The sequence below is a fragment of the Nocardia sp. NPDC059691 genome (assembly GCF_042733915.1).
Lineage (GTDB): Bacteria > Actinomycetota > Actinomycetes > Mycobacteriales > Mycobacteriaceae > Nocardia > Nocardia sichangensis.
The window spans coordinates 39,194-60,548 of record NZ_JBHWFB010000017.1 but is presented as its reverse complement, the minus strand read 5'-3'; the positions used below and the strand labels follow the sequence as shown (position 1 = coordinate 60,548).

General features: G+C 63.0%; 16 protein-coding genes and 2 pseudogenes. 13 read left to right on the top strand and 5 right to left on the bottom strand.

The features are described 5' to 3' along the window. The first annotated feature begins 476 nt into the window (after window positions 1-476). The 7 genes and pseudogenes from speE (at window position 477) to ACFV2O_RS31010 (ending at window position 9,766) form a co-directional block, all read left to right on the top strand. Window positions 477-1,409 carry a polyamine aminopropyltransferase gene (speE, locus tag ACFV2O_RS31040; RefSeq protein WP_379255033.1) on the top strand — a complete coding sequence of 311 codons (933 nt, stop codon included), beginning with the start codon at window positions 477-479 and terminating at the stop codon, window positions 1,407-1,409. Window positions 1,410-1,754: 345 nt separating this feature from the next. Further along, window positions 1,755-2,510, top strand: coding sequence for a phosphohydrolase (locus ACFV2O_RS31035; RefSeq protein ID WP_379255031.1), 756 nt, complete (start codon window positions 1,755-1,757; stop codon window positions 2,508-2,510). Window positions 2,511-2,746: 236 nt separating this feature from the next. Further along, entirely contained in the window at window positions 2,747-4,030 is a 1,284-nt protein-coding gene (locus tag ACFV2O_RS31030; RefSeq protein ID WP_379255030.1) for a fatty acid desaturase family protein, read from the top strand. A gap of 28 nt (window positions 4,031-4,058) precedes the next feature. After that, on the top strand, window positions 4,059-5,024 hold the full coding sequence (locus ACFV2O_RS31025; protein ID WP_379255029.1) for a patatin-like phospholipase family protein: 966 nt from the start codon (window positions 4,059-4,061) through the stop codon (window positions 5,022-5,024). Between the two features lie 607 nt (window positions 5,025-5,631). Further along, the gene (locus ACFV2O_RS31020; RefSeq protein WP_379255028.1) at window positions 5,632-6,600 is read left to right on the top strand and encodes an N-acetylmuramoyl-L-alanine amidase; all 969 of its coding nucleotides are present in this window, start codon (window positions 5,632-5,634) and stop codon (window positions 6,598-6,600) included. A 227-nt stretch (window positions 6,601-6,827) separates the two neighbouring features. Next, complete coding sequence (locus ACFV2O_RS31015; RefSeq protein WP_379255027.1) at window positions 6,828-8,129, top strand: alpha/beta hydrolase; 1,302 nt, start codon at window positions 6,828-6,830, stop codon at window positions 8,127-8,129. A 141-nt stretch (window positions 8,130-8,270) separates the two neighbouring features. Then, window positions 8,271-9,766: pseudogene (locus ACFV2O_RS31010) on the top strand (ISL3 family transposase). A gap of 327 nt (window positions 9,767-10,093) precedes the next feature. Here the strand turns inward: ACFV2O_RS31010 and ACFV2O_RS31005 are convergent. Beyond that, on the bottom strand, window positions 10,094-13,405 hold the full coding sequence (locus tag ACFV2O_RS31005; protein ID WP_379255026.1) for a protein kinase: 3,312 nt from the start codon (window positions 13,403-13,405) through the stop codon (window positions 10,094-10,096). A gap of 171 nt (window positions 13,406-13,576) precedes the next feature. Here ACFV2O_RS31005 and ACFV2O_RS31000 point away from each other — a divergent pair, with 171 nt between their 5' ends. From ACFV2O_RS31000 to ACFV2O_RS30975, 6 genes and pseudogenes are all read left to right on the top strand, one after another. After that, window positions 13,577-14,191, top strand: coding sequence for a TetR/AcrR family transcriptional regulator (locus ACFV2O_RS31000; RefSeq protein ID WP_379255025.1), 615 nt, complete (start codon window positions 13,577-13,579; stop codon window positions 14,189-14,191). A 46-nt stretch (window positions 14,192-14,237) separates the two neighbouring features. Further along, window positions 14,238-15,149, top strand: coding sequence for an alpha/beta hydrolase (locus tag ACFV2O_RS30995; RefSeq protein ID WP_379255024.1), 912 nt, complete (start codon window positions 14,238-14,240; stop codon window positions 15,147-15,149). Between the two features lie 173 nt (window positions 15,150-15,322). Then, window positions 15,323-15,544, top strand: a complete 222-nt coding sequence (locus ACFV2O_RS30990) for a hypothetical protein (RefSeq protein WP_379255023.1) — start codon at window positions 15,323-15,325, stop codon at window positions 15,542-15,544. A gap of 81 nt (window positions 15,545-15,625) precedes the next feature. Next, complete coding sequence (locus ACFV2O_RS30985; RefSeq protein WP_379255022.1) at window positions 15,626-16,453, top strand: hypothetical protein; 828 nt, start codon at window positions 15,626-15,628, stop codon at window positions 16,451-16,453. 15 nt (window positions 16,454-16,468) lie between these two features. Beyond that, window positions 16,469-16,630: a hypothetical protein gene (locus ACFV2O_RS30980; protein WP_157170787.1), complete on the top strand. Its 162-nt coding sequence runs from the start codon at window positions 16,469-16,471 to the stop codon at window positions 16,628-16,630. Between the two features lie 382 nt (window positions 16,631-17,012). Further along, window positions 17,013-17,703, top strand: a pseudogene (locus tag ACFV2O_RS30975) (AMP-binding protein); the annotation flags it as partial. A 150-nt stretch (window positions 17,704-17,853) separates the two neighbouring features. Here ACFV2O_RS30975 and ACFV2O_RS30970 read toward each other — a convergent pair. The 4 genes from ACFV2O_RS30970 to paaZ form a co-directional block, all read right to left on the bottom strand. Next, window positions 17,854-18,201, bottom strand: coding sequence for a hypothetical protein (locus ACFV2O_RS30970; protein ID WP_379255020.1), 348 nt, complete (start codon window positions 18,199-18,201; stop codon window positions 17,854-17,856). Between the two features lie 791 nt (window positions 18,202-18,992). Continuing rightward, window positions 18,993-19,178, bottom strand: a complete 186-nt coding sequence (locus ACFV2O_RS30965) for an EthD family reductase (RefSeq protein WP_379255018.1) — start codon at window positions 19,176-19,178, stop codon at window positions 18,993-18,995. Window positions 19,179-19,183: 5 nt separating this feature from the next. Beyond that, on the bottom strand, window positions 19,184-19,384 hold the full coding sequence (locus ACFV2O_RS30960) for an EthD family reductase (protein WP_379255017.1): 201 nt from the start codon (window positions 19,382-19,384) through the stop codon (window positions 19,184-19,186). Next, on the bottom strand, window positions 19,302-21,329 hold the full coding sequence (gene paaZ, locus ACFV2O_RS30955) for a phenylacetic acid degradation bifunctional protein PaaZ (protein WP_379255015.1): 2,028 nt from the start codon (window positions 21,327-21,329) through the stop codon (window positions 19,302-19,304). Before paaZ ends, ACFV2O_RS30960 begins: the two co-directional genes overlap by 83 nt. Between the last annotated feature and the right edge of the window lie 26 nt (window positions 21,330-21,355).

Genomic DNA, 21,355 nt, shown 5'->3' with positions numbered 1-21,355 from the left:
AGTCAGAGGCGTCAAAGTTGACAGGCCTAGCCCTCACGCTTTGACGTAAGTTTGCTGAACAACACAGTTCACGTGAAGATGTGCGTCCCCGACAGCGGTGCGCCAACTGAAACTGGAATTGCCGCTGTTCGCGGAACGTCATTTTGGTATGAAGCGCGTACTGTTGTACAGGCTGGAGCCCGTTCGGTGAAGTCGTATCGAAATCGTGTCGACGGGTGTCGGGGCAGTGATCGTAACATCAATGCAAGGTCCGCTACTGGCGTCTCTGTGGTGGTAGATGCTTTGTCTCTATCACTGCAGGTCGTAGGTCGCGGATTCAAAATTTTTGCGTTGAGAAGGCAGTCGAGTGTAACGGTGCATGGCGACTGCCATTGCAGGCTGTGCCAGTAATTTCGACAGCTGGACTTTCGTGTATTGCATGTATCCACGAGGGCGATAGTGCCCGAGTTCGACCATCGAAGGAGTTTGATATTCAAGTGAACGAGCAGCTGGAATTCTTGGAGCAGGTCGGTAGCGATTTCTGGCTGGTGGAAGACGAGCGGGATAATCTGAAGGTCAGCTATCGCATCAAAGAAGTGATCTACGCCGGTCATTCTACATTTCAGCATGTGATGATATTGGATTCTTATGACTTCGGGCGCATGCTGGTATTGGACGGAGTGGTGCAATCCACATCTCTGGATGGTCACATCTACAACGAAATGATCACCCACGTTCCTATGATGATCCACCCCAACCCGGAGCATGTTCTCATCGTGGGCGGTGGAGATTGTGGAGCGGCTCGTGAGGTCGCGAAATATGACTGCGTCAAGAAGATCGACATGGTCGAAATAGACGAGCTCGTTGTGGAGGCATGCCGAGTACATTTGCCCACCGTGTCGGGTAATTTGTCGGACCCACGGGTGAATTTCATATTTGCCGACGGTGTGGAATTCATCAAGACGAAGAGGGGTTGCTACGATGTGATCGTGGTGGACTCTTCGGATCCCATCGGACCTGCTATGGGACTGTTTGAGTACGGCTTTTACCGTGATGTGCATCATGCCTTGAAGGGGGACGGCTTGATGGTCTGTCAAAGTCAATCGCCATTGTTCCATCGAGAAGTTATGAATCAAACTGTACATAATCTCGAACGCTTGTTCCCAATAATCGGGGTATATGGCGCAACGGTGCCCACCTATCCGGGTGGGTTCTGGAGCTTCTCCCTCGGCTCAAAAATGTACTACGAGATTCCGGCGACAATGTTCGACAAGAGTGCCAAGTATGTAAACGATGCGATCTTGCGTTCCTGTTTCGATCTTCCAGAATTCCTGAAAGTGGCGCCTGATTCCGGCGGCGATGAACGGCTGCCCGAGAACGCCGGTCATTGTGTGGACTCGGGGGTTGTTCGGCCAAATATCGGCATCTAATGCCTGACCGCTAGTTGGGATTCGTCCCTGTTGGCGTACGCGTAGAGCGGTGATCGGCTCAGTGGTCTTACGGGCCCGTGCCATGATCTCTACTTCCTTGCCTTATGGATATTCCGACGTGCAGTGAGTCGCGCGAGACCGCAGATGAAGTGCCCGGAAGGCGCCGCCACAGGAGTCGATATAGGTGACGACCGCGCGTCCGCCCAAATGAAAAATCCATTTTCATTGACACATAGGGATAGAGATGCCAATTCTGAAGAGAGCGAAATGTGCATCGGCAGGTCTATAGCGCTCGGCTTGGGCTCGTATCTTTTTGGCCCGATATGAGGAAGGTCAAGGTCCGTTATGGCGCCACCTCAGGGATTTGAGTGGAGCTGGGCCAAGATAACTGGCGGCAATTTGACCAGACGGCAGTGGAATCAATTGCTGGGTCTTCTTCTGTTCGCGATGCCGACTCTGCTGGGCGGGCGCATCACGTCATTCTCCGGTGCTCGGGGACCGACTGCCCAGCTCAAGGGGGCGGCGCTGCGGCCGCCTAATACACCGATGACAGCAGCCGCCGAACGGGAAGCGCAGAACCTGTTGAGTTCTACCATGCTAAACCACTCTTATCGCGTGTGGGCTTTCGGTAAGGCCCTGGCCTACGCGCACGATGCCGAGCTGGACGATGAACTGTTCTTCACCTCGGCCATGCTTCATGACATCGAGTTGGAGAACCCTCAACCAAACCGCTGCTTTGCAGTCCGTGGCGCGGAGCACGCGGAGCGTTTGCTCAGCAACCTCGGCGGCACTGCCGATCGCGTCGCGCTCGTCCGCGACGGGATCGCCGGACACATGACTCTTGGTGTCGACTCCGACCTTTCCGATCTCGCCGGAGCGCTCGCGGCCGGCGCAGGAGTAGACCTGTTCGGAGATCGCCTCAAAGAACTCGACCCACAGTGGGTTGCCGACATCATTGCGCGCCATCCACGCCTGGACTTCAAGCGCCTCGTGACCCGCGCCGTAGCCCGCGAGGCTGAAGCTGTACCCGACGGAAGAACTGCTCTACTCTACAGATTTGGATTCGAACTGATAGTCAACTCCGCGCCGTTCTCCGAATAGCCCGCTGCGTCCCGCGCGATGGTGGTCTCACTGCTCGACGATCACGAGAGGATCAGTCGAACTCCTCCATAACCGCCCCGTCGTTGGAGAAATGCCCAACTCAACAGACAAGCGAACTTGGGGGCCAGGCAGAGTGGTGACGGGCGTGTAAGGGGATGTCTTCAAAGGCATCCGCATAGCTAACGAATTTGGACGATGATTGCCGGTCGCGTCCGACGAGATGCATAGGAATATTGTTGGCAGTCACGGATATCAAGGCATTCGCTCACCTTACTGAGGCAGATGTGGAAGCCCTCGGTTGCGAGCTCGACGAGCTCCGACGAAATATAGAACAGTCACTTGGACAACGAGATGCGGACTACATTCGGCGCGTCATCAGGGTGCACCGCGGTCTCGAGGTGGCCGCGCGCCTGCTGTTGTTCGCCGGGCGATACCGGGCGCCGCGACTGGCCGGGACCGCGATGCTGGCAGCCGCCAAAACCATCGAGATGATGGAACTCGGCCACAACATCAGTCACGGTCAGTGGGATTGGATGAATGATCCGGAGATCCATTCCACAAGCTGGGAGTGGGATTTCCTCGGACCATCCGCGCACTGGAAGCGATCGCACAACTACGTCCACCACACCTACACCAATGTGTACGGCCTGGACGAAGACCTCAGCTTCGCGGTGCTGCGGATGACCCGCGATGAACCGTGGCGTCCGATTCATCTGATGCAACCCGTACTGAACGTGGTCGTGGCGGCCGGGTTCGAATTGTCGATCGCCGTGCACGATTGGGCGCTCGAGCGACGGCATCTGGGTATTCCCCGAAGCCGGCTGCGGTCGAAGCCGAACATCGAGTTCGCGCGAAAGATCGCCCGCCAACTCGGCAAGGATTTTCTGCTGTTCCCGGCGCTGAGCGGGCGTAATTTCAAGTACACGCTCGCGGCGAACGCCTCGGCGCTGCTGCTGCGAAATCTGTGGGCCTACATGGTGATCATGTGCGGTCATTTTCCCGACGGCGCCGAGAAATTCACCGCCGAGCACCTCGAGACCGAGACCCACGGTGAGTGGTATTTGCGACAACTGTTGGGTACCACGAACTTCACCGCGGGCCCTGTGCTGGCGTTCATGAGCGGCAACCTTTCCTATCAAATCGAGCATCACCTGTTTCCCGACCTGCCCAGCAACCGCTACCCCGAGATCGCCGAGCGTGTCCACGCGCTGTGCGACAAGTACGACCTGCCCTACACGACCGGGTCACTGCCCGCACAGTTCTGGCTGGCCTACCGCACCGTGTGCAAGCTCGCGCTGCCGGACCGATTGCTGCGCCGTACGTCCGACGACGCGGCGGAAACCAGATCGGAGCGGAAGTTTCTCGGGATTCGGCCCACCTGGCAGGCGACTGACCCGATCACCGGCGCACGGCGTGGGCTGCGCACGGCGCTGGCCGCGACCGACGCATCGATGCGGGCGGCGGGTCACGGTCGGGGTCGATGGTTTCGGGCGGCGATGGATCGCGTTGGTCGCCGGTAAGTGCTGGAAACAGGTGGAAGGACAGTCGTTGACACAGGAACGTCCCGTGGTCCGGATTCTGGCCGGTGTGGCTGGCCGCAGCCTCACTCTGATGGTGGGGATGGCGATCGGCGCGATGGATGCTCTCGCCGTCCGGCGCGACCAGATCAGCGGGCGACCCGGCACCGCGATCCAGCCGACCGTCGTGGGCGTCAGTGGCGGCGCCATCGCGGCCGCGGCGATAGCGCTGGGGATGGCGCGCGGCGAGGCCAGGCAGATCGCGATCGAACATCCCGAGCAGGATGTCCTGGGTGCGAGAAGCTTCCGTGCTCTGCTCACCCGACGCGCGCTGTATCCCGAGGCGCGGATTCGCGAGCTCGCCCACGCCATCGTCGGTGACCGCACCTTCGCCGACTTCGCCCTCGACCCGAAACCGTCCGGGCAGCTACACGAGGCAGCATCGTCGCTGCTCATCCCGGTCTATTCGGCAGAACACGGCACCCTGCTGCTGCCACGAGACCTGCCGAAATTGGGTTTGTCCGACCTGCCCGTCGCCGATGTGCTCGTCGCCGCCACCCGCATTCCGGGCGCGCTGCCTGCGGCCACGGGACTGGAGGATATCTTCGACGGTGGCTGCCAATATCGAGTCCCCCACGATATTTTCTCCCCGCACCCGGCTCTCATCCTAGACCTCTACGGGCCCCAACCATACGACAGCCGTGGCGGACTGATCTTTCCGATCCTGCATCCCTCGCTGCCTGCAATCCGTAGTCGTCCGCGACCGTTTCACGACCCGGCCCTGCGCGAGACGACCATCTTCGCCCATCAACCTTACGGCGCCGCGCTCAAGCCCCCGGCACGATCATCCGAAGAACTCTTCGACACCGGATACGACATCGCCACCAGTTGGATCCATTCCCGAACCCACGAGCAACTCCGCACCATAGTCGACCCCCATGTGCTCGGATTTCCGGATGAGGCCGCTGCTGCCAATCCAATTCAATCGATCGCTTGATGATGCCATCGTTTCTTTCACAAACACCATGTTCGAGTACGCCTGCTGAGCCATGCGGGTTCCCCGGCAAGAATAGAGTGTCGGTTCGCCGCGATAATGTACCTTGTAAGCATCTAGCTGGAGAAATCCTGTGACGGTGAGAGTTTGGATGTTGCTCCGTAAGAGAGCCGCATAATTCCCATTTAAGCTGCTCGACCGCAGCGGCCAGCCGATCCGGCTGGAGGAAATTCCCCTTCGGGCAACTCGGTCTTAGAAGACAGAAGGATCGATTGGCCTGGCAACGCCAGGCCGTCACCGCGCTGCCCGCCGGGTGCAATATGCCAGACGAGGACGGTATAGATCTGCCGGGTTGGCTGAGCTTCCATTTTCTGGCGGGAAGCGGGCTATTCGTTTCCTTCGCTCGAGTGGAGAAGGCTAGACCAGTGTGGATCCGCGTTTCTTTGGAACGGGCGTAAAAGAATTCGAGAATCTTATGCACCCTTGCAATTTCGACAGTCAGGAGTATGTGTAGATGTACGTGCATGAGTCAGTCGAGCCTCTGCAGCCTCGCCCTGCGCGATCGGTGTTTCCCACGCGACGTGTGGTACTCGGCGGTGCCGTTGCCACGGTGGGCATCGCGTTGAGCGGAGGTCGCAATATCGCTCGCGCGCAGCCTGCAAGCGAGATCGACTGCCGTGGAGCGTTGTTCGCCGCTGTGCCGCACGGAGTGCGAAGTATACGGTTCCGGGTGCGCGGAAAATGGAGCGATCCGGTGGCGGTACCACCCGCGCAGCATGGGCGCGATGACCGGCAGGCCGCGCTGTCCGAACTCGTACGGGTCCCTGCGGGTGCTGCGTCGATCAGTCTCGATAGGCCGGTTGGCTTGTTCGGAGTCACGCCGGCCCAGCCGTTCCGAACGTCGGTGCCCACCTCATACGCCTGGGGCTTCCCGGTGGTGGCCCGATCGGGATGGGGAGCCGACGAAAAACTTATGACCTGGGGTACGCCGGAGTATGCTCCGGCACAGCTGATTACGGTGCACCACTCGGCGATTCCGACAGGGGAGGAGTACAGCGACTACCGCGACACGGTGAAGGAGATCTACCACTATCACGCGTCGCCCGCCCCGCTGGGACAGGGCTGGGGTGATATCGGTTATCACCTTGTGATCGATCCCAACGGCGTCGTATATGCCGGTCGCAGTACCGGCACCGCCGAAAGCCCAGCAGACGACTCACCCATCTTCAAGCCCGGATCATCACTCGGACCCGGAGCCGAGATCATTACCGCGGGCCACGTTGTCGGCGCGAACACCGGCAACATCGGCATCTGTGTGATCGGCGACTTCACCGATCACCTCCCCAGCAAGGCCGCGCTTCACAGCCTCGATATCGTGCTCACACGTCTGTGCAGCGGCTTGGGCCTGAACCCGTTTGCTCAGGTTCACTACGCGAATCCGGTTAATGGTGCCACGGCAATCATGCCCGCTGTCAGCGGCCACCGTGACTGGCAGGCCGTCGCTGGCGCCACCGAATGCCCCGGCGACTTCCAGCACGCCGTGCTGCCGCTGCTGCGCCAACTGTCTGCGATTGGCTGAGCCTAACGCGGGACACACCCACTGACATCGGGCAATCCGTGGTGGCTATTATGAGAAACCCGATTTCCAGGAGCGTCCGGACTGCCGCCGAGACACTCGGAGCCGCCCTCCAGAGGGCGGCTTCGAGTGTCTCGGCGGGTTGCCGCTCTGCCGGTGCCGGGCTGCGGGCTGCTGCCGGTCATCTACGCGACGCCGATACCCGCGCAGCTCTGACGATCGGTGGTGGCGTGGCGCTGACCGGAATCGCCCTCTACAACCTGCTGGACGAGGAGGAGTACGAAAAGCCGCCTCGTACTTCGACTGCGGAGGACGCGGTAAAAGTCAACAAGTGGTGGAACTCGCTGAGCCCCGAGGAACAGACGCGGCTGCTGGCCGAGGACCCTGAACGGATCGGGAATCTCAACGGCATACCGGTCGAGGTCCGTGACGCCGCGAACCGACAGGTAATGAACGCCGACATCCGCCGGGTCGAGGACATAGCGAAAGACAAGGGCGTGTCAGTCGATGCGATCAAGGAAGACCCGGAGAAATACGGCCTGACAGCCGAGGACATGACGCGCTACCACAATGCGATCAATGTCCGAGCTGGCCTGGAGCAATACAGCCGTCCGAACAACACCGAACCCGGGCGGTATCCGACCGCCCCGTCTTCCACCTACCTGTACGTGTACGAGCCACTCGCGTTCGGGGGAAAGGGCAGGGCCGCAATCAGTATCGGCGATCCGGACACCGCGGCCAACACTGCGGTCGTCGTGCCGGGAGCGAGTCAGAGTCTGCGTGCCAGCGACACATCCGACAAGGGCTGGTTCGATGTCCAAAGCGAACAAGCGCAGAATCTGTATGTCGAATCGAACAGAGCCGACCCGGATCATCCGACCGCGGTCGTCGCATGGATGGGATACGACTCGCCGACTGACGGGATCACCGCCGTGCTGAGCGGCGACCCCACCGCTATGCGCGAGGGCGGAAACCTGTTGGCCGAGGACGTCGACGGACTGTGGGCGACCCATAAGGATCCATCGAAGTCGCACGTGACGGTCGTGGGATATTCCGCCGGGGCCATTGTCGCCTCCGACGCGGCGGCCGCGAGTCAACTGCACGCCAACGACGTGGTCCTGCTCGGACCCGTCAGCACCGACGAGGCAGGCAACGCGGACGGCTTCCACGTGGAGGGCGGAGACGTGTACGTCGGGAAAGCATCCAACGACCTGAACGCTCACGCGGGCCAGGCTTGGTTGGGCGGTCCCGATCCCATCGATCCGGACTACGGTGCCACCCGCATCAAGGCGGAAACGCCGGAGAGCTACTCGTCGCCGATGGGCTACAGCATGCAAGCACACACACATTACTTCACCGCTGGCAGCGAATCACTGTACGCCACAGCCCTTATAGCCTCCGGGCACGGCGGACAATTGGCACAGCACGGCATGGAGGCCGAACACAAGGAAGAGATCCCACTTTGGCCCGACGACGACCCAGAAGAAGACCGGACAGACATCCAGGACAACCACTACCACAGGTCCCAGTAGTGACAGCGCAAACCTCACTCACCGACCGCCTACAACATGGCCCCGATCGGCGGGAGTGTCGGGTGAACGGCTCTGTCTCAATTTCGGTGGCGACTGCTGGGGTGTGAGGGCACGATGTGCCGTGGGTGATGTGGATGCTCTGTGGGCCTGGCTTTTTCGGGTTTGTCACCACTGTTGGTGGAGGAGGTGAGCGACGAGGGATCCTGGATCGGGATACGCGCCCGGACCCCCGATGGCCCGGCGGCCTGCCCGGGCTGCGGTGCTGTTTCGGGCAAGGTGCCCAGCTACCATCAGCGCACCGTCGTCGACCTGCCGCTCGACGGTCGTGCAGTGCGCCTGCGAGTGCAGGTGCGGCGGCTGGTGTGCCATCCATAGGCTGTCGCAACACCTTTCGTGAGCAGGTGTCCGGGGTACTGGAGCGCTACCAGCGGCGCACCACGCGCCTGACCGGTCGGGTTCGATCGGTGGTGCGAGAGCTGGCCGGACGCGCCGGAGCCCGGCTGCTGACGCAACTGGCGATCGGGCTGTCACGCCACACGGCGGTGCGGGTGCTGCTGGGTATCCCGCTGCCCGAGCGGCCGGTGCCGGCCGCGGTGAGCGTGGACGATTTCGCGTTGCGGCGCCGCCACCGATACGGCACGGTCGTGATCGACCCGGTGACCCACGACCGCATCGACGTGCTGGCCGACCGGAAAGCCGACACCCTCGCCGCGTGGCTGAGCGAGCACCCGCACGTGCAGGTCGTGGTCCGTGACGGCTCCACCACCTATGCCGAGGCCGTGCGCCTGGCCCTGCCTACCGCGATGCAGGTCAGCGACCGTTGGCACCTGTGGCATGGGCTGGCACAGGTGGTAGAGAAGACGGTGGTCGCCCACAGCGCCTGCTGGTCGGCCGCGGCGCCGAAGTATCGGCAGGTCAAGGGCGGTGCCACCACGCTGCAGCGATGGCACGCCGTGCACGACCTACTCGATCAAGGGGTCGGATTGCTGGACTGCTCGCGCCGGCTGGGCGTTTCGCTGAACACGGTCAAACGCTATGCCCGTGCGCCCGAGCCGGAACATCTGCGTCGACCACCGCAGTATCGGCCCTGCCTGGTCGACCCCTACCGAGACCGCCTTCGCGCCCGCCGCGCCGCCGACCCCGGAGTGCCGGTCCTGCAACTATTCGCCGAGATCAAAGGTCTCGGCTACGCCGGAGGGCTGAATCTGCTCTACCGCTACGTCAACCAGGGCCGCCTCAACGGCGACCGAATCGCGATCTCACCCAAGCGCGTGGCCAGCTGGATCCTGACCCGACCGGCTGACCTGCCCGATCCCCGTCGCGCGCACCTCGACGAGATCGCCGCCGCGTGCCCGGAAATGACCGCCCTGGTCAGCCTGGTCCGCGAGTTCGCCCAGCTGATGACCCAGCGCCGCGGCAGCGACCTCGACAGCTGGGTCAAACAGGTCCGCGAAGCCGGCCTGACCGAATTCAACCCGTTCCTCACCGGCCTCGACCAGGACCACGACGCTGCCGTCGCCAGCCCCTACACCAGCGGTCCTTGCGAAGGAGTCAATACGAAAACGAAGCTGATCAAGCGGCAGATGTACGGCCGCGCCAGCTTTCCGCTACTCCGACACCGGATCCTGTTGGCATAGACCTAGGCGCGCTACCACCGAAACTGAGACAGAGTTAAGGATTTGGCACCCCCTGCGGTTTCGCCGGTCGCTGTGGGTGAGGGTTGGTGTGAGTCGGATACGTTCGTTTCTGACCCATCACGCCCACGGCGGCATGCGACAGGACAGCGGCGTTCGCTGACATCCGTGAGAACTGCGCTGGGTTGCTTGGCGGGAGAGTCCTGGGCGATCGTCTTCGGCCTGAACCGCGATCTCGCTCAACGCTGGGTTATTGCGCTAGCCTGCAATTCTGCTCGGCCAATGCCGCCCATGCGGGAGGCGACCGAGTGGAGTTCGGAACGATGCCCTTCACCTTTGTGTGGCTCGGCTCTGCTCGGCGACCCAGGCAGCGATCTGGGCACGTGAGGTGAATCCGAGTTTGGTCAGTATGTGCTCGACGTGTCCTTGAGCGGTGCGCTGGGAGATGCTGAGGCGGGCGGCGATGGCCCGGTTGGTGAGGCCGTCAGCGACGAGGTCGGCTACCTCCCGCTCCCTTGTGGTCAGCGCCGTCGGGGGATTTGGACCGGGGGTTGTTACGGCCTGTGGCTGCTCTCCCAAGGCGTAGTCGGTCGCGGCATCGAGATCGCGCGATGCGCCTTCGCGGTAGGCGGCCTCGAAAGCTCGCAGACCCAGCGTGCGACGGGCCCTTCGCTCGCAGTGCTCATGGTGGACCGCCAGGTTGGGAAACGGAACTGTGGAGGTGCCCGTCGACTGAGACAATGCCTTCGCGGCCCCAAGTAACACGGTGGCACGTCGCGCGCTGCCCTGCGATTCCACAATCCACGCTAGCGTTTCCAGGGCTATAGCGGCCATGAGCGGGTCTTTCTGCTGCCTGCTCAGCTGTAGCCACTGCCGGAGAAGCCGCAGAGCCCGGTCGCCATCCCCGTGGCGCCACGCGGCAAATGCCGTGGCCCAGAGCGCATATGATCGGTGTAGGGAATAGCCATAGGATTCGATTATCGCGAGGGCTTTTTCGTGGTACGAGAGAGCTGTGGCGCAGTCCTCCTGAAGCGCATGCACCCATCCGAGGCCGAGCAGGGCCCAGACCTGCCCAGAGACGTCGCCCTGCGCAGTAAACGACTTGAGCGCGGCTTCCAGGGGGGCATGTGCGCGCGGAGGGTCGCCAGTGCTGACCGCGTGAAGGGCTCTGGTGAGATCCGCGAACGCGTGTACGACTGGGTGCTCGGTCCCTTCAGCGAGCGCTTGCGCCTGCATAACCAGTGCGGATGCCCCGCGGGGATCGGCTTGGGCTGCGGCCACCATGTTGGCACGCCACAGAGCCTTAGCGCGTACCGTCGTGGCAGTGGCGGGTCCGCCGGCGAGGGCGCGGTCGAGCCAATGCCGTGCCTCACCGACCTGGCCGCGGGAGAACCAGAACAGTTGCAAGGCGGCAGCGAACGATAATGCGGCGTCGGGTTCCGCTTCCGTGTCGGCCAGGCAGAAGTCCAGCGCCTCGCGCAAGTTTGGTTGCTCGCGGTTAAGGCGGGCAAGCCAGTCCAGATGGTGGGGGATAATCCCATCGGTGTCGGCGGACTCGGCGAGTTGCCGATACCAGTCCCGGTGCCGTCGCCGCAATTCCGTATACTGGTCGACCTCTTCGAGTTTGTTGCGGCCGTAGTCGCGTACCGTCTCGAGCAGCCGGAATCGCACCGCCGAGCCCGATTCCTCCCGGATCAGGATCGATTTCTCGACCAAGGCGGTGACTACGTCGAGCAGGTCTTCTGCTGCGATGTCGTTCCGGCACACCTGTTCGGCGGCGTCGAGTTCGAAGCTCCCGGCGAAGACCGACAGCTGTGCCCAAAGTGATTGTTCAGCGGGCGTGCACAGTGAGTAGCTCCAGTCGATGCACCACTGCATGGTCTGCTGGCGGTTCGGCGCGCTGCGGCTGCCGCGGGTCAGCAGCGCATACCGATCGGCGAGTCGCTGCAGGATCTGTTCGGGTGTGAGCGCCCGCAGGCGGGCTGCCGCCAGCTCGATCGCCAGCGGTAGTCCGTCGAGGCGATAGCAGATTTCGGTCACGATGGCGACGTTGTTCTCGGTAAGCGCGAATCCGGGCACGGCGGCGGCGGCCCGTTCGACGAACAGCGTGACCGCGTCGTAGCGAGGTGCGCCTCGCAGCGACGGCTGCCGATCCAGATCGGGAACTTTGAGTGGCCGCACCCGCAGCACTGCTTCCCCGTCGACGCCCAGCGGTTCGCGGCTGGTAGCGAGGATCCGCAGGTTCGGACAGGCCCGGAGCAAGCTCCCGGCGACCTTCGCTGCCGCGTCCACGATTTGTTCGCAATTGTCGAGAACCAGTAGCAGTTGCCGCCGCCCCAAGTAGTCGATCAGCGCATCGAGCACCGGCTGTTCTCGCGGGCGCATCCCCACAGCGGCGGCGATCACGCCGGGCAGTAGGCCACCGTCGTGCAGCTCTCCGAGCTCGACAAGCCACACCCCACCCTGGAAGTCTCGTTGTGCACGGGTCGCGGCGCGCGCCGCCAGCCGGGTCTTGCCCACCCCGCCGACCCCAGTTAGCGTCACCAGTCGGCAGCTCGCCAGCAGGCCCTTGACCTCTGTCAATTCCGTGCGGCGGCCGATGAAGCTCGTCAGTTCGAGAGGAAGGGACCCTCTTCCTGTGATTCCCGAACCGAACTGCGAGGAGCCCCCCACCGGCGAGCGGCCTGTAGTCAGCGGGATCAACGAAACCGGGGCGCTCTTGTGCTGCTCGGCCCCTGATTCGGTCATGATCGCCATCTGATCGACAGGCCATCCGTGTCGGGCCTGCAGCTGCTGCAGTTGCTCGCCCAACGTCGCTATAGGTGGCCGCTGCTCGGGGGCGCGAGCCATGGCATGTTCGATCACCAGCGAAAGGTCTTCGTCGACGCCGTGCTCGCGAAGATTCGGCCTCGACTGGGTGGCTATCCGCACGAACTGGGCGACCACTTGCTCGCCACTGCATCGCTCGAACGCTGCATGCCCGGTGAGCGCGGCGAACAGCGTGGCGCCGAGTCCGTAGACATCGGCTGCGGGTGTGGGTGCCTCACCCTTCAGCATCTCCGGCGCGGTGAACGCCGGCGAACCCGTGACCGTGCCAGTGGCGGTACGGAACCCGTCGGGGATTCGTGCGATGCCGAAATCGGTCAGTGCGGGCTCACCGTAGTCGGTGATCAGGATGTTGCCAGGTTTGACGTCCCGGTGCAGGATGCCGAGCCGGTGCGCGGTTTCGAGTGCCCCGGCCAGCTTCACTCCCAGCCGCAGTGTTTCCTGCGCTGACAGCGGACCGTGACGACGGATCCGGGTGTCGAGGGAATCCTGCGGATAGTAGGGCATCACCAGATAAGGGTGACCGGAGGTCGTGGTGGTGCCGACCTGCAATACACCCACGATGTTCGGATGTCCGGTCAGTCGGCCCATCGCCCGCTGCTCCCGGACGAACCGCTCCTGGTTACCCTCGTCCAGGTCGGCGGTTAGAACTTTGACCGCCACGGTCCGGTCAAGGGTCTTTTCCGTGCACTTATACACCACGCCGAATCCGCCGCGCCCGATGTCGTGTGCGTCGGTGAATCCGGCTGCTGCCAGCTCCGCCGTGATCTCGGGGGTCACGGCGCGCTGAGTTTTCAACGGGTCGATCTTGCCCATACGCCGGTCCTGTTTGGTGACCTATCCAAGGATATCGCGCGGATCGGTTCGTCGCTGTGCCCTTGATGCCCGAGTTGCGTGTTCGACGATGGCGCTATCGTAGCCGGGCGGGTCACATAGCCCCTGACGCCTGTATGTTAGCACCGCGAACCATCTGGGTACGGTGAACGCATGTACGACAGGATGCAGAGTCGGGCGGGCCGTCCGCGGGATCGCGGACTGGACGCCGCGTTACTGGCCGCTGCGGAACAGTTGGTCGTTGAGCGCGGCTACGGCGCACTCACCTTGCAAGCGGTAGCCGACGTGGCGGCAACGAGCCGTCCGGCCTTGTACCGTCGCTTTTCGGACCGAGCTGCCCTCGTCATGGCACTGCTGATCGACAGGTATGGACTGGATCCGGGCGCAGAGGATCTAGGCGGACTCGAATCCGAGATGCTGGCCATCCAGCGCCACCAGATGGAATTGTTCAACGACCCCCTCGTGCGCATGGCGGTGCCGGGCTTGCTGGAGGACCTGTCCCGCAGCCCGGATCTTGCTCGTCGTTTCCATGAGCAATTCCTGAATCCCCGACGGGTCTCAACCGCGGCGATCCTGGATCGCGCGGTGGAACGGGGTGAGATCGTCCCGGGAACCGACCCCGAATGGATCTGTGACTTGATCACCGGACCGATGCTGATGCGTGCGCTGATTCCGACGTTGGGGCCAATCGACGAAGAGTTGGTGCAGCTGACCGTCCGCTCTGCGCTGGATGCCGTCGGCTACCCGCGTATAGCCGATTGTGGTTGACACCACAGCCCCGGCTCGTCTACTTTTAATTCCATTACATGACGTAATGGAATTGATTGGAGGCGTCATGCGAGTTGATGTGGAATTCACCAGTGGTGGCGTGACCTTGCGCGGGTGGTTGTATAAGCCGCAGACAGCAGTGGCCGGGGTGCCACTGGTGGTCATGACACACGGCTTTGCCGGGGTCAAAGAGTGGGTGGCGCCGTTCGCCGAGGTCTTCAGCAAGGCTGGCCTCGCGTGCCTTGTATATGACCACCGCGGGTTCGGGGCCTCCGACGGTGAGCCGCGATACGAGGTGGACCCGACGGCGCAGATCGACGGCTATCGTGATGCGATCACCTTTGCGCAGACCTTGGATGGTGTCGATCCGGATCGTATTGCGGTGTGGGGCACCAGCTTCGCCGGCGCGCACGCGTTGGTTGTCGCGGCCATCGACCGGCGTGTACGTGCTGTGGTCTCCCAGGTGCCGCTGACCCACGGGTGGGCTACGTTCACTCGGCTGGTATCTCCGATCGCCATGCCCGCTGTGCATGAGGCCATTGCGGCCGACCGCCTCGCCCGGGCTGCCGGCAAGCCGCACCAGATGATCAAGTCGGCCTCTGATGATCCCGCCGATTTGGTCGCGATGCCGGGCGCCGAGGTCTATGAGTGGCTGATGGCGAACGGGCCGCGGATTCCTACCTGGCGGAACGAAGTCACCCTCTCCAGTGTGGACAAGCTCCAGTCATACGCCCCGGAAGCGTTCCTGAGGCGAGTTTCACCGACGCCACTGCTGATGATAGTCGCCAACGACGACACGCTGACACCGACGGACATCGCGCTGACCAGCTATGCCGATGCGTTGGAACCGAAACAGCTCGAACTGCTGCCCGGCGGCCATTTTGCAGTGTACGGCGAACGGTTCGACCAGGCGTCCAGCGCAGCTTGCAACTTCCTCCTCACACACCTGGCCCGCTGATCGCCCACTGGACTCGAGTTGCGGGGCAAGTTTACATTCTGCGGCGGATGGTGCCGGTGAAAAATTATCGACGCCAGCGCCCGCCCACACAAATAGAATTTGCACTCGGAACGCAAGATCAGCCACATACTCACCAACATGGGGTGCCGTTAAGGGTCGTGTCAGGGGCGGCAATGTTCGACGTCGACCCGCTGCGGATGCGCACCCGCGAGGGCATGGCCGTGGCCCGCGCCAAAGGCCGCCTTCGTGGCCGGGCGCCCAAGCTCTCAGCCAAGCAGCGCACCGAGCTGCGGCGTATGCACGCCACCGGCGAGTACACCATCACCGACATCGCCGAAGTGCGACATCCGTCTGCTGCTCCCTCCGACGCGGCAACGCCACGCGGCCTGCGGTGACACCGCCATGAACGGGTAGGGAACGGGGTGCGGTTCAGCAGGGCCATTGCCGATCTATTTCGTCAGCGGATAGTCCCGAAGATGCTTCGGACGGGCGAGGCAGCCGAACACCGTGCGAGGCTCACGCGTGAGATCGGTGAGGGGGCAAAGACGGCTGCGCGGGAGGCGGAAAACGCCGACCTGGCGGGTGAGAGGCAGGTGCTTGGAAGTGAAGCCGCGTCGATGACAGCGGAAGAACGCACCAGCCAGGCTGGTCGCGGCTTCGGAAACAGCAATGGCACCCGCCTATCCGCCATATACGGCGACCGGCTCAGAATTATCGGGTATGGGAGCGCTACGGAACGGCATATACGTGACTTGGAACGTCTCCCGGACAGCTTCCATAACAAACTCCTCGAATACTTCGCCAGCCACCCCGAAGGCGGCATCGATATTATCGACGGCCCGGTCACCGACGTCCTGCCCGAACTTCGCGGAGTAACACCACGCGGATGGCCCCGCAAAAAGACCTGGGACGGCGTACCAGGACTGTACAATAAGTCAACGCGCCGAGTGGTCCTCGGCGGCAGGGGCAAACACGATTGTGTTTCCCTGGCTGTGCATGAGACTGGTCATGCCTTCGACAGGGCCATCGGCAACGCGTCCGAGTCGGTAGAGTTCAGGAAACTGTACGACAAGATGGATACAAGGGAGCCTTACTTTGCTCAGCCGGGTAACGCCGGCCGGGAAGAAACCTTCGCTGAGGGGCTTGCCGCCTGGGCACTCAACCGCCAGATGCCACCCGATTACCGAGCTAACGCCATCGCCGAGGCACTCGACATAAGCAGAAAAAATAGACAGGCTCAGGGGACTCTACTCGACAGATACTTCTCGAACCTCCAACACCGTCTCGAGCCGCACCCGCTCTAAAAGGGGACGATTCACATGAAGGCAACACGCAACTCCGACGGAACCCTGACGGTGCCGATGCGCGCCGAAACCAACGAAATTATCGGTGACGCTCTCGTCACGATCGGTCCAGACCATCCCGACTACGAGGCATGGGACTCCTGGCTACGCAGGCAAGGGGAAAACAACAATGCCTAATCTCGATTTCCGGCAAGGCCCGGTTCCGTTTCGAACATCGCACGCACGCACGCACGGCAACGGTCCCGGCCTTCACATCGCCATGCATGCCCTAACGCGACGGCTCGCTTTAGCCCTTGCCGCACATAGCGGCACACTAATTTATTTGCGGCAACTCGACGGGCGACCTCCTCACCTCCCGATTACTCCCCGACCCCCAACGGCACCCCAACATGGCCGCCATACTATTGGGCCACGCGTCTCGATCGTAGAGGCGCTATTTCGCCCCAGCCGTCCCTCAGCGGATAGCCCAGACAATACGAGCGATCTGCCGCCATCTCGACATAGGCCGTCCGCCACCGCGACCCGCAAGGCCATCCAGCTCGGCAGGCTCGTCGCGGTCGAGCACGGCGTGCGGGTGCTGCACGCGTGGGGGATGACCGAGACCTCCCCGCTGGGCAGTGTGGCGCAGCCGCCCGCGACCGCGGTCACCGACGAGCAGAAGTGGGCCTACCGGGTCACCCAGGGCCGTTCCCCGCCGGGGTGCAGGCGCGTCTGGTCGGTGACGACGGCGTGGTTTCCAACGACGGCGAATCGCTGGGGAAGTTGCAGGTACGCGGGCCGTGGATCACCGGCTCTTACTATATTCGCCCGACGGCACGGTCATCGATCCGGAGAAGTTCGACGAGGGCTGGTTGCGCACCGGGGACGTCGGCAAGATCAGCCCCGACGGCTACCTCACCCTGGTGGACCGGTCGAAGGATGTGATCAAGTCCGGTGGGGAGTGGATCTCCTCGGTGGATCTGTAGAACACGGTGATCGCCCACCCGGCGGTCGCCGAGGCCGCGGTGATCGGTGTGCCCGACCAGAAGCGGGACGAACGCCCGCTGGTGGCGATCGTGCTGGCCGAGGGCGCCGAAGCCAAACCCGAAGAACTGCGCGAATTCCTCGCCGACAAGTTCGCCAAATGGCAGCTGCCCGAACGCTGGACGTTCATCGCCGAGGTCCCCAAGACCAGTGTGGGCAAGTTCGACAAGAAGCGGCTACGCGCCCAGTGCGCCGACGGCGACCTGGACGTCACCACCCTCGCCTGAGCGACACGATCCCGCAGGACCAGCTGGCAATGTGGGGCTTGAGCTTCGCCGGCCTACCGACGACCGGGCACCACCACGCATCAGCGGCGGCCGGTAGCACCCAGCTCCGACAGGTTCCATTGGTCTGGCGACATGCGAAACGACAAGCATTCATTGCGACAGCCAGCCAATGGTGTACGGAGCTGCGGAATCGGTACAGACGAGCCATGCCCAGGATAGCGAGCCCACCAAATCACGTTTGAGGGCTCGCGCGTGCGGGTCGTCGTCTGGGCGAGGGTCAAGGGCCTCCCGGACTAGTTGCAAGAATCGCAACCGAGTGGCGCCGAAGGCGACCAACAGATCTCCGGCACTAGCACCACCGAACGGAGCCCATCGAATCGCGAACTCGATCACAAACTTTGCGTCAGCGTCGACCGACTTGACCGTTTCCAAGTAAATGCACTGCTTCAGCGCCGATTGAACCCAACTCGCATCGTATCTGATGCTGTCGATCTTCACGCCAATCCTCGATCGCTTTCCTGCCGGATCACTCTTGGGCGGATGCTCTGGAGGCAGGCCGCCAGTCGTGTTTTGTTCTGCTGGTTGTGTCCACTGTGAAGACGGGGAACCTGTCCACTGTGGGCATGGGTGCGAACTTCACGCGCACTGATTCTTTCGAGTACGGCGGTATCTCGCCGAGTACTGTGGTGAAGACCATAGGTCCCTCATCGAGTTGGACTACGGCGATCGTCGACAATTCCGTAGCCTCGCGGCGGTCGCCCGTAGAGCGCTCCACAATTTTCCAGGAGACGATCGCCCCTTCGCCGGACGAAGCCACCCACTCCAGCTCCGTCGATTGACACGACGAGCAGGACGAGGTCAGTGGCGCGAGCAATTTCGTACAAGCCGGGCAACGTCGAATCATTAGGCGCCCATCGGCGCCCGGATGCGTGTGTCCACCCGCATCCGGGCGATCTTCGCGCGGGAGATACATCCGAATCCTCGCTTGATAGCGCTTGCTGTGGTGCGTAAATTCTCCTTCGCGCGACACGGTATCCACGACGGTCGATCTGCCGCCGGCATACCTATCTTTCGGACGGCGGCCTGTGGAATTACCGACAAACTTGCCCGGGCCATCGCGTACGTTTGCACCACTTCGGTGGGATCTTGCCGCCAAGCCGAGGCCTGGGAGTGTGTGCAACAGGATGGAGCGAACCTGCCAGGGTTGACGCGGTATAGCGGTGGTTTCTGTTCTCAACTGGGCCGGTGATGACGGTTGTGACCGCTGGGACGAGGGCCTTGTAACAGGGCTAATGTCCGCTTATTTCGTAGTGTTCGATGTACTTCGTCACCGAGCCGGTAGCGGAGTCGCGCACGTCCTGGGCGGAGGTTCTCATCTCGGGAGAGATCAACGCCTGCCGCAGCGATTCCTCGGTCTCAAAGCCGAGATGGGCGACGGCGTAGTAGGGCGGGTCGAGCTGTCGACTGCGGCGCACTTTGCCTAGGCGAAGTCCTTCAAACCGGGCACCTTTAGTGTGAGGGGGATATGCACGCTGCGGTAGTGCTCGTCGAACGCGGCAGGGTCGGTGGGGCGCCGTAGCAGACGGCGATCCGGTGGTTCATGCGGACTCTGCCTGAGGTTTGACGACCAGCGTGAGGACGTCGTAGGTGGCGACGGCCTCGTCGTTCTGGTTAGTGACAACGGTGTCCCAGCGGACCTCTCCGTAGTTCGCGCCGCTGCGTGGGGTGATCTGCTTGGCGGTCAGAACCACGGTGAGTTCGTCGTCGGCCTTGACGGGGGTGAGGAAGCGCAAGTTGTCTACACCGAAGTTGGCCAGGACCGGACCGGGAGCTGGGTCGACGAACAGTCCGGCCGCCAGCGAGACGACGAGGTAGCCGTGTGCGACGATGCCGCCGAAGAGCGGATTGGCCGCCGCCGCGGCGGGGTCGGTGTGGGCGTAGAAGGTGTCGCCGGTGAAATCGGCGAAATGGGTGATGTCGTCCAGGGTGACCCTGCGTGGGCCACTGACGATGGTGTCGCCGAGGGCGAGTTCGCCGAGATCCTTGCGGAACGGGTGCACACCACCGTCGGTGCGAGAGGCGCCGGTGACCCACCGGTGGCCCACCGCGGTGAGGACCTGCGGGCTGCCCTGCACGGCGGTGCGCTGCATGTGATGCAGCACGGCGCGGATGCCGCCGAGCTCCTCGCCACCGCCCGCACGCCCCGGGCCGCCATGAACCAGCACTGGCAGCGGCGAACCGTGTCCGGTGGACTCCTTGGCGGTGACATTGTCCAGGACGAGCACTCGCCCGTGGTACGGTGCCAGGCCGAGCACGATCTCCCGTGCCAGTTCAGGGTCGCCGGTGATGACGGAGGCAACCAGGCTGCCGTGGCCGCGTGCGGCGAGTTCGATCACGTCGCCGGTGTCGCCGTAGCCGATTACCGTGGCCACTGGCCCGAACGGCTCGATGTCGTGGGGCTCGTCAGCAGCAGAGTCGTGGCAACGCAGCAGGATCGGTGGCAAGTAGGCGCCAGGGCCGATCGGCGGCTCGGCCGAGCCGTGAACGATCTCGCAGCTCTTGGTCAGGGCACGTACCGCCTTGAGCACCTCGTCGCGTTGCTCGACGCTGACCAGGGCGCCCATGGTGATGCTCTGGGCGTCGGCGGGGCCGGTCACGATCTTCTGCAGTCGGGCTTTCGCCGCTGCGATCACGTCGTCCATAAGGACATTCGGTACGAAGGCGCGGCGGATGGCGGTGCACTTCTGGCCCGCCTTCGCGGTCATTTCCACCACGAGCTGCTCGACGAACAGGTCGAACTCAGCGGATCGGGCGGTCACGTCGATGCCTAGGATCGAGGCATTGAGCGAGTCGGTCTCGGCGCTGAACCGGACGCCGCTTGCGACCACCGCTGGGTTGGTGCGCAGGACACGCGCGGTGTCGGCGGAACCGGTGAACAGGATGGAGTCCTGTCCGCCGAGGTGCTCGAGCAGCGGCTGGCCGCTGCCGCACACCAGTTGCATCGAACCTTCTGGTAGCAAGCCAGATTCGATGATTCGACGGAAAACCAGCTCGGTCAGGTAGGCGGTCTGCCCGGCGGGTTTAACGATAGTGGGCAATCCGGCGATGAACGTCGGCGCGAGCTTTTCCAGGAAGCCCCAGACTGGGAAGTTGAACGCGTTGATCTGCACCGCGACGCCGCGGCGGGAGGTGTAGATGTGCTGCCCGAGGAAGGAGCCCGTCTTGCCCAGCCGCTCCACTGCACCGTCCAGCACGACTGTGTCGTCGGGCAACTCGCGCCGCGCCCGGCTCGCGTAGCTCAGTAGGGTGCCGATACCGCCATCGATGTCGATGCCGGAATCTTGGTCCGTCGCACCGGTCGCGCGGGACAGCTCGTAGAACTCCTGTTTGCCCGCCAGCAGTGTCTGCCCCAACTGTTTCAGCGCGACCGCGCGCTGGTGGAAGGTCAGCGACGTGAGGGCGGGGCCGCCGACGGTGCGCGCGTACTGCACCGCTGCGCTGTAGTCCAGGCCGGTTGCAGAGATCCGGGCGATCTCGCTGCCGTCGACGGCGCTGTACACGGGCGAACCCTCGTCGGGCGCACTGTACCACGTCCCTGTCACATAACTTTGCAGAAGTCTGCCCACCACGTCTCCTCGCACCGTCCGTTCGG

Bases quoted from the DNA above. Each gene is read 5' to 3' on its own strand.
- ACFV2O_RS31035 (WP_379255031.1), top strand. From the start codon at position 1,755: ATGGCGCCACCTCAGGGATTTGAGTGGAGCTGGGCCAAGATAACTGGC.
- ACFV2O_RS31005 (WP_379255026.1), bottom strand. From the start codon at position 13,405: ATGGGCAAGATCGACCCGTTGAAAACTCAGCGCGCCGTGACCCCCGAG.
- ACFV2O_RS31000 (WP_379255025.1), top strand. From the start codon at position 13,577: ATGTACGACAGGATGCAGAGTCGGGCGGGCCGTCCGCGGGATCGCGGA.
- ACFV2O_RS30995 (WP_379255024.1), top strand. From the start codon at position 14,238: ATGGAATTGATTGGAGGCGTCATGCGAGTTGATGTGGAATTCACCAGT.
- ACFV2O_RS30990 (WP_379255023.1), top strand. From the start codon at position 15,323: ATGTTCGACGTCGACCCGCTGCGGATGCGCACCCGCGAGGGCATGGCC.
- ACFV2O_RS30985 (WP_379255022.1), top strand. From the start codon at position 15,626: ATGCTTCGGACGGGCGAGGCAGCCGAACACCGTGCGAGGCTCACGCGT.
- ACFV2O_RS30980 (WP_157170787.1), top strand. From the start codon at position 16,469: ATGAAGGCAACACGCAACTCCGACGGAACCCTGACGGTGCCGATGCGC.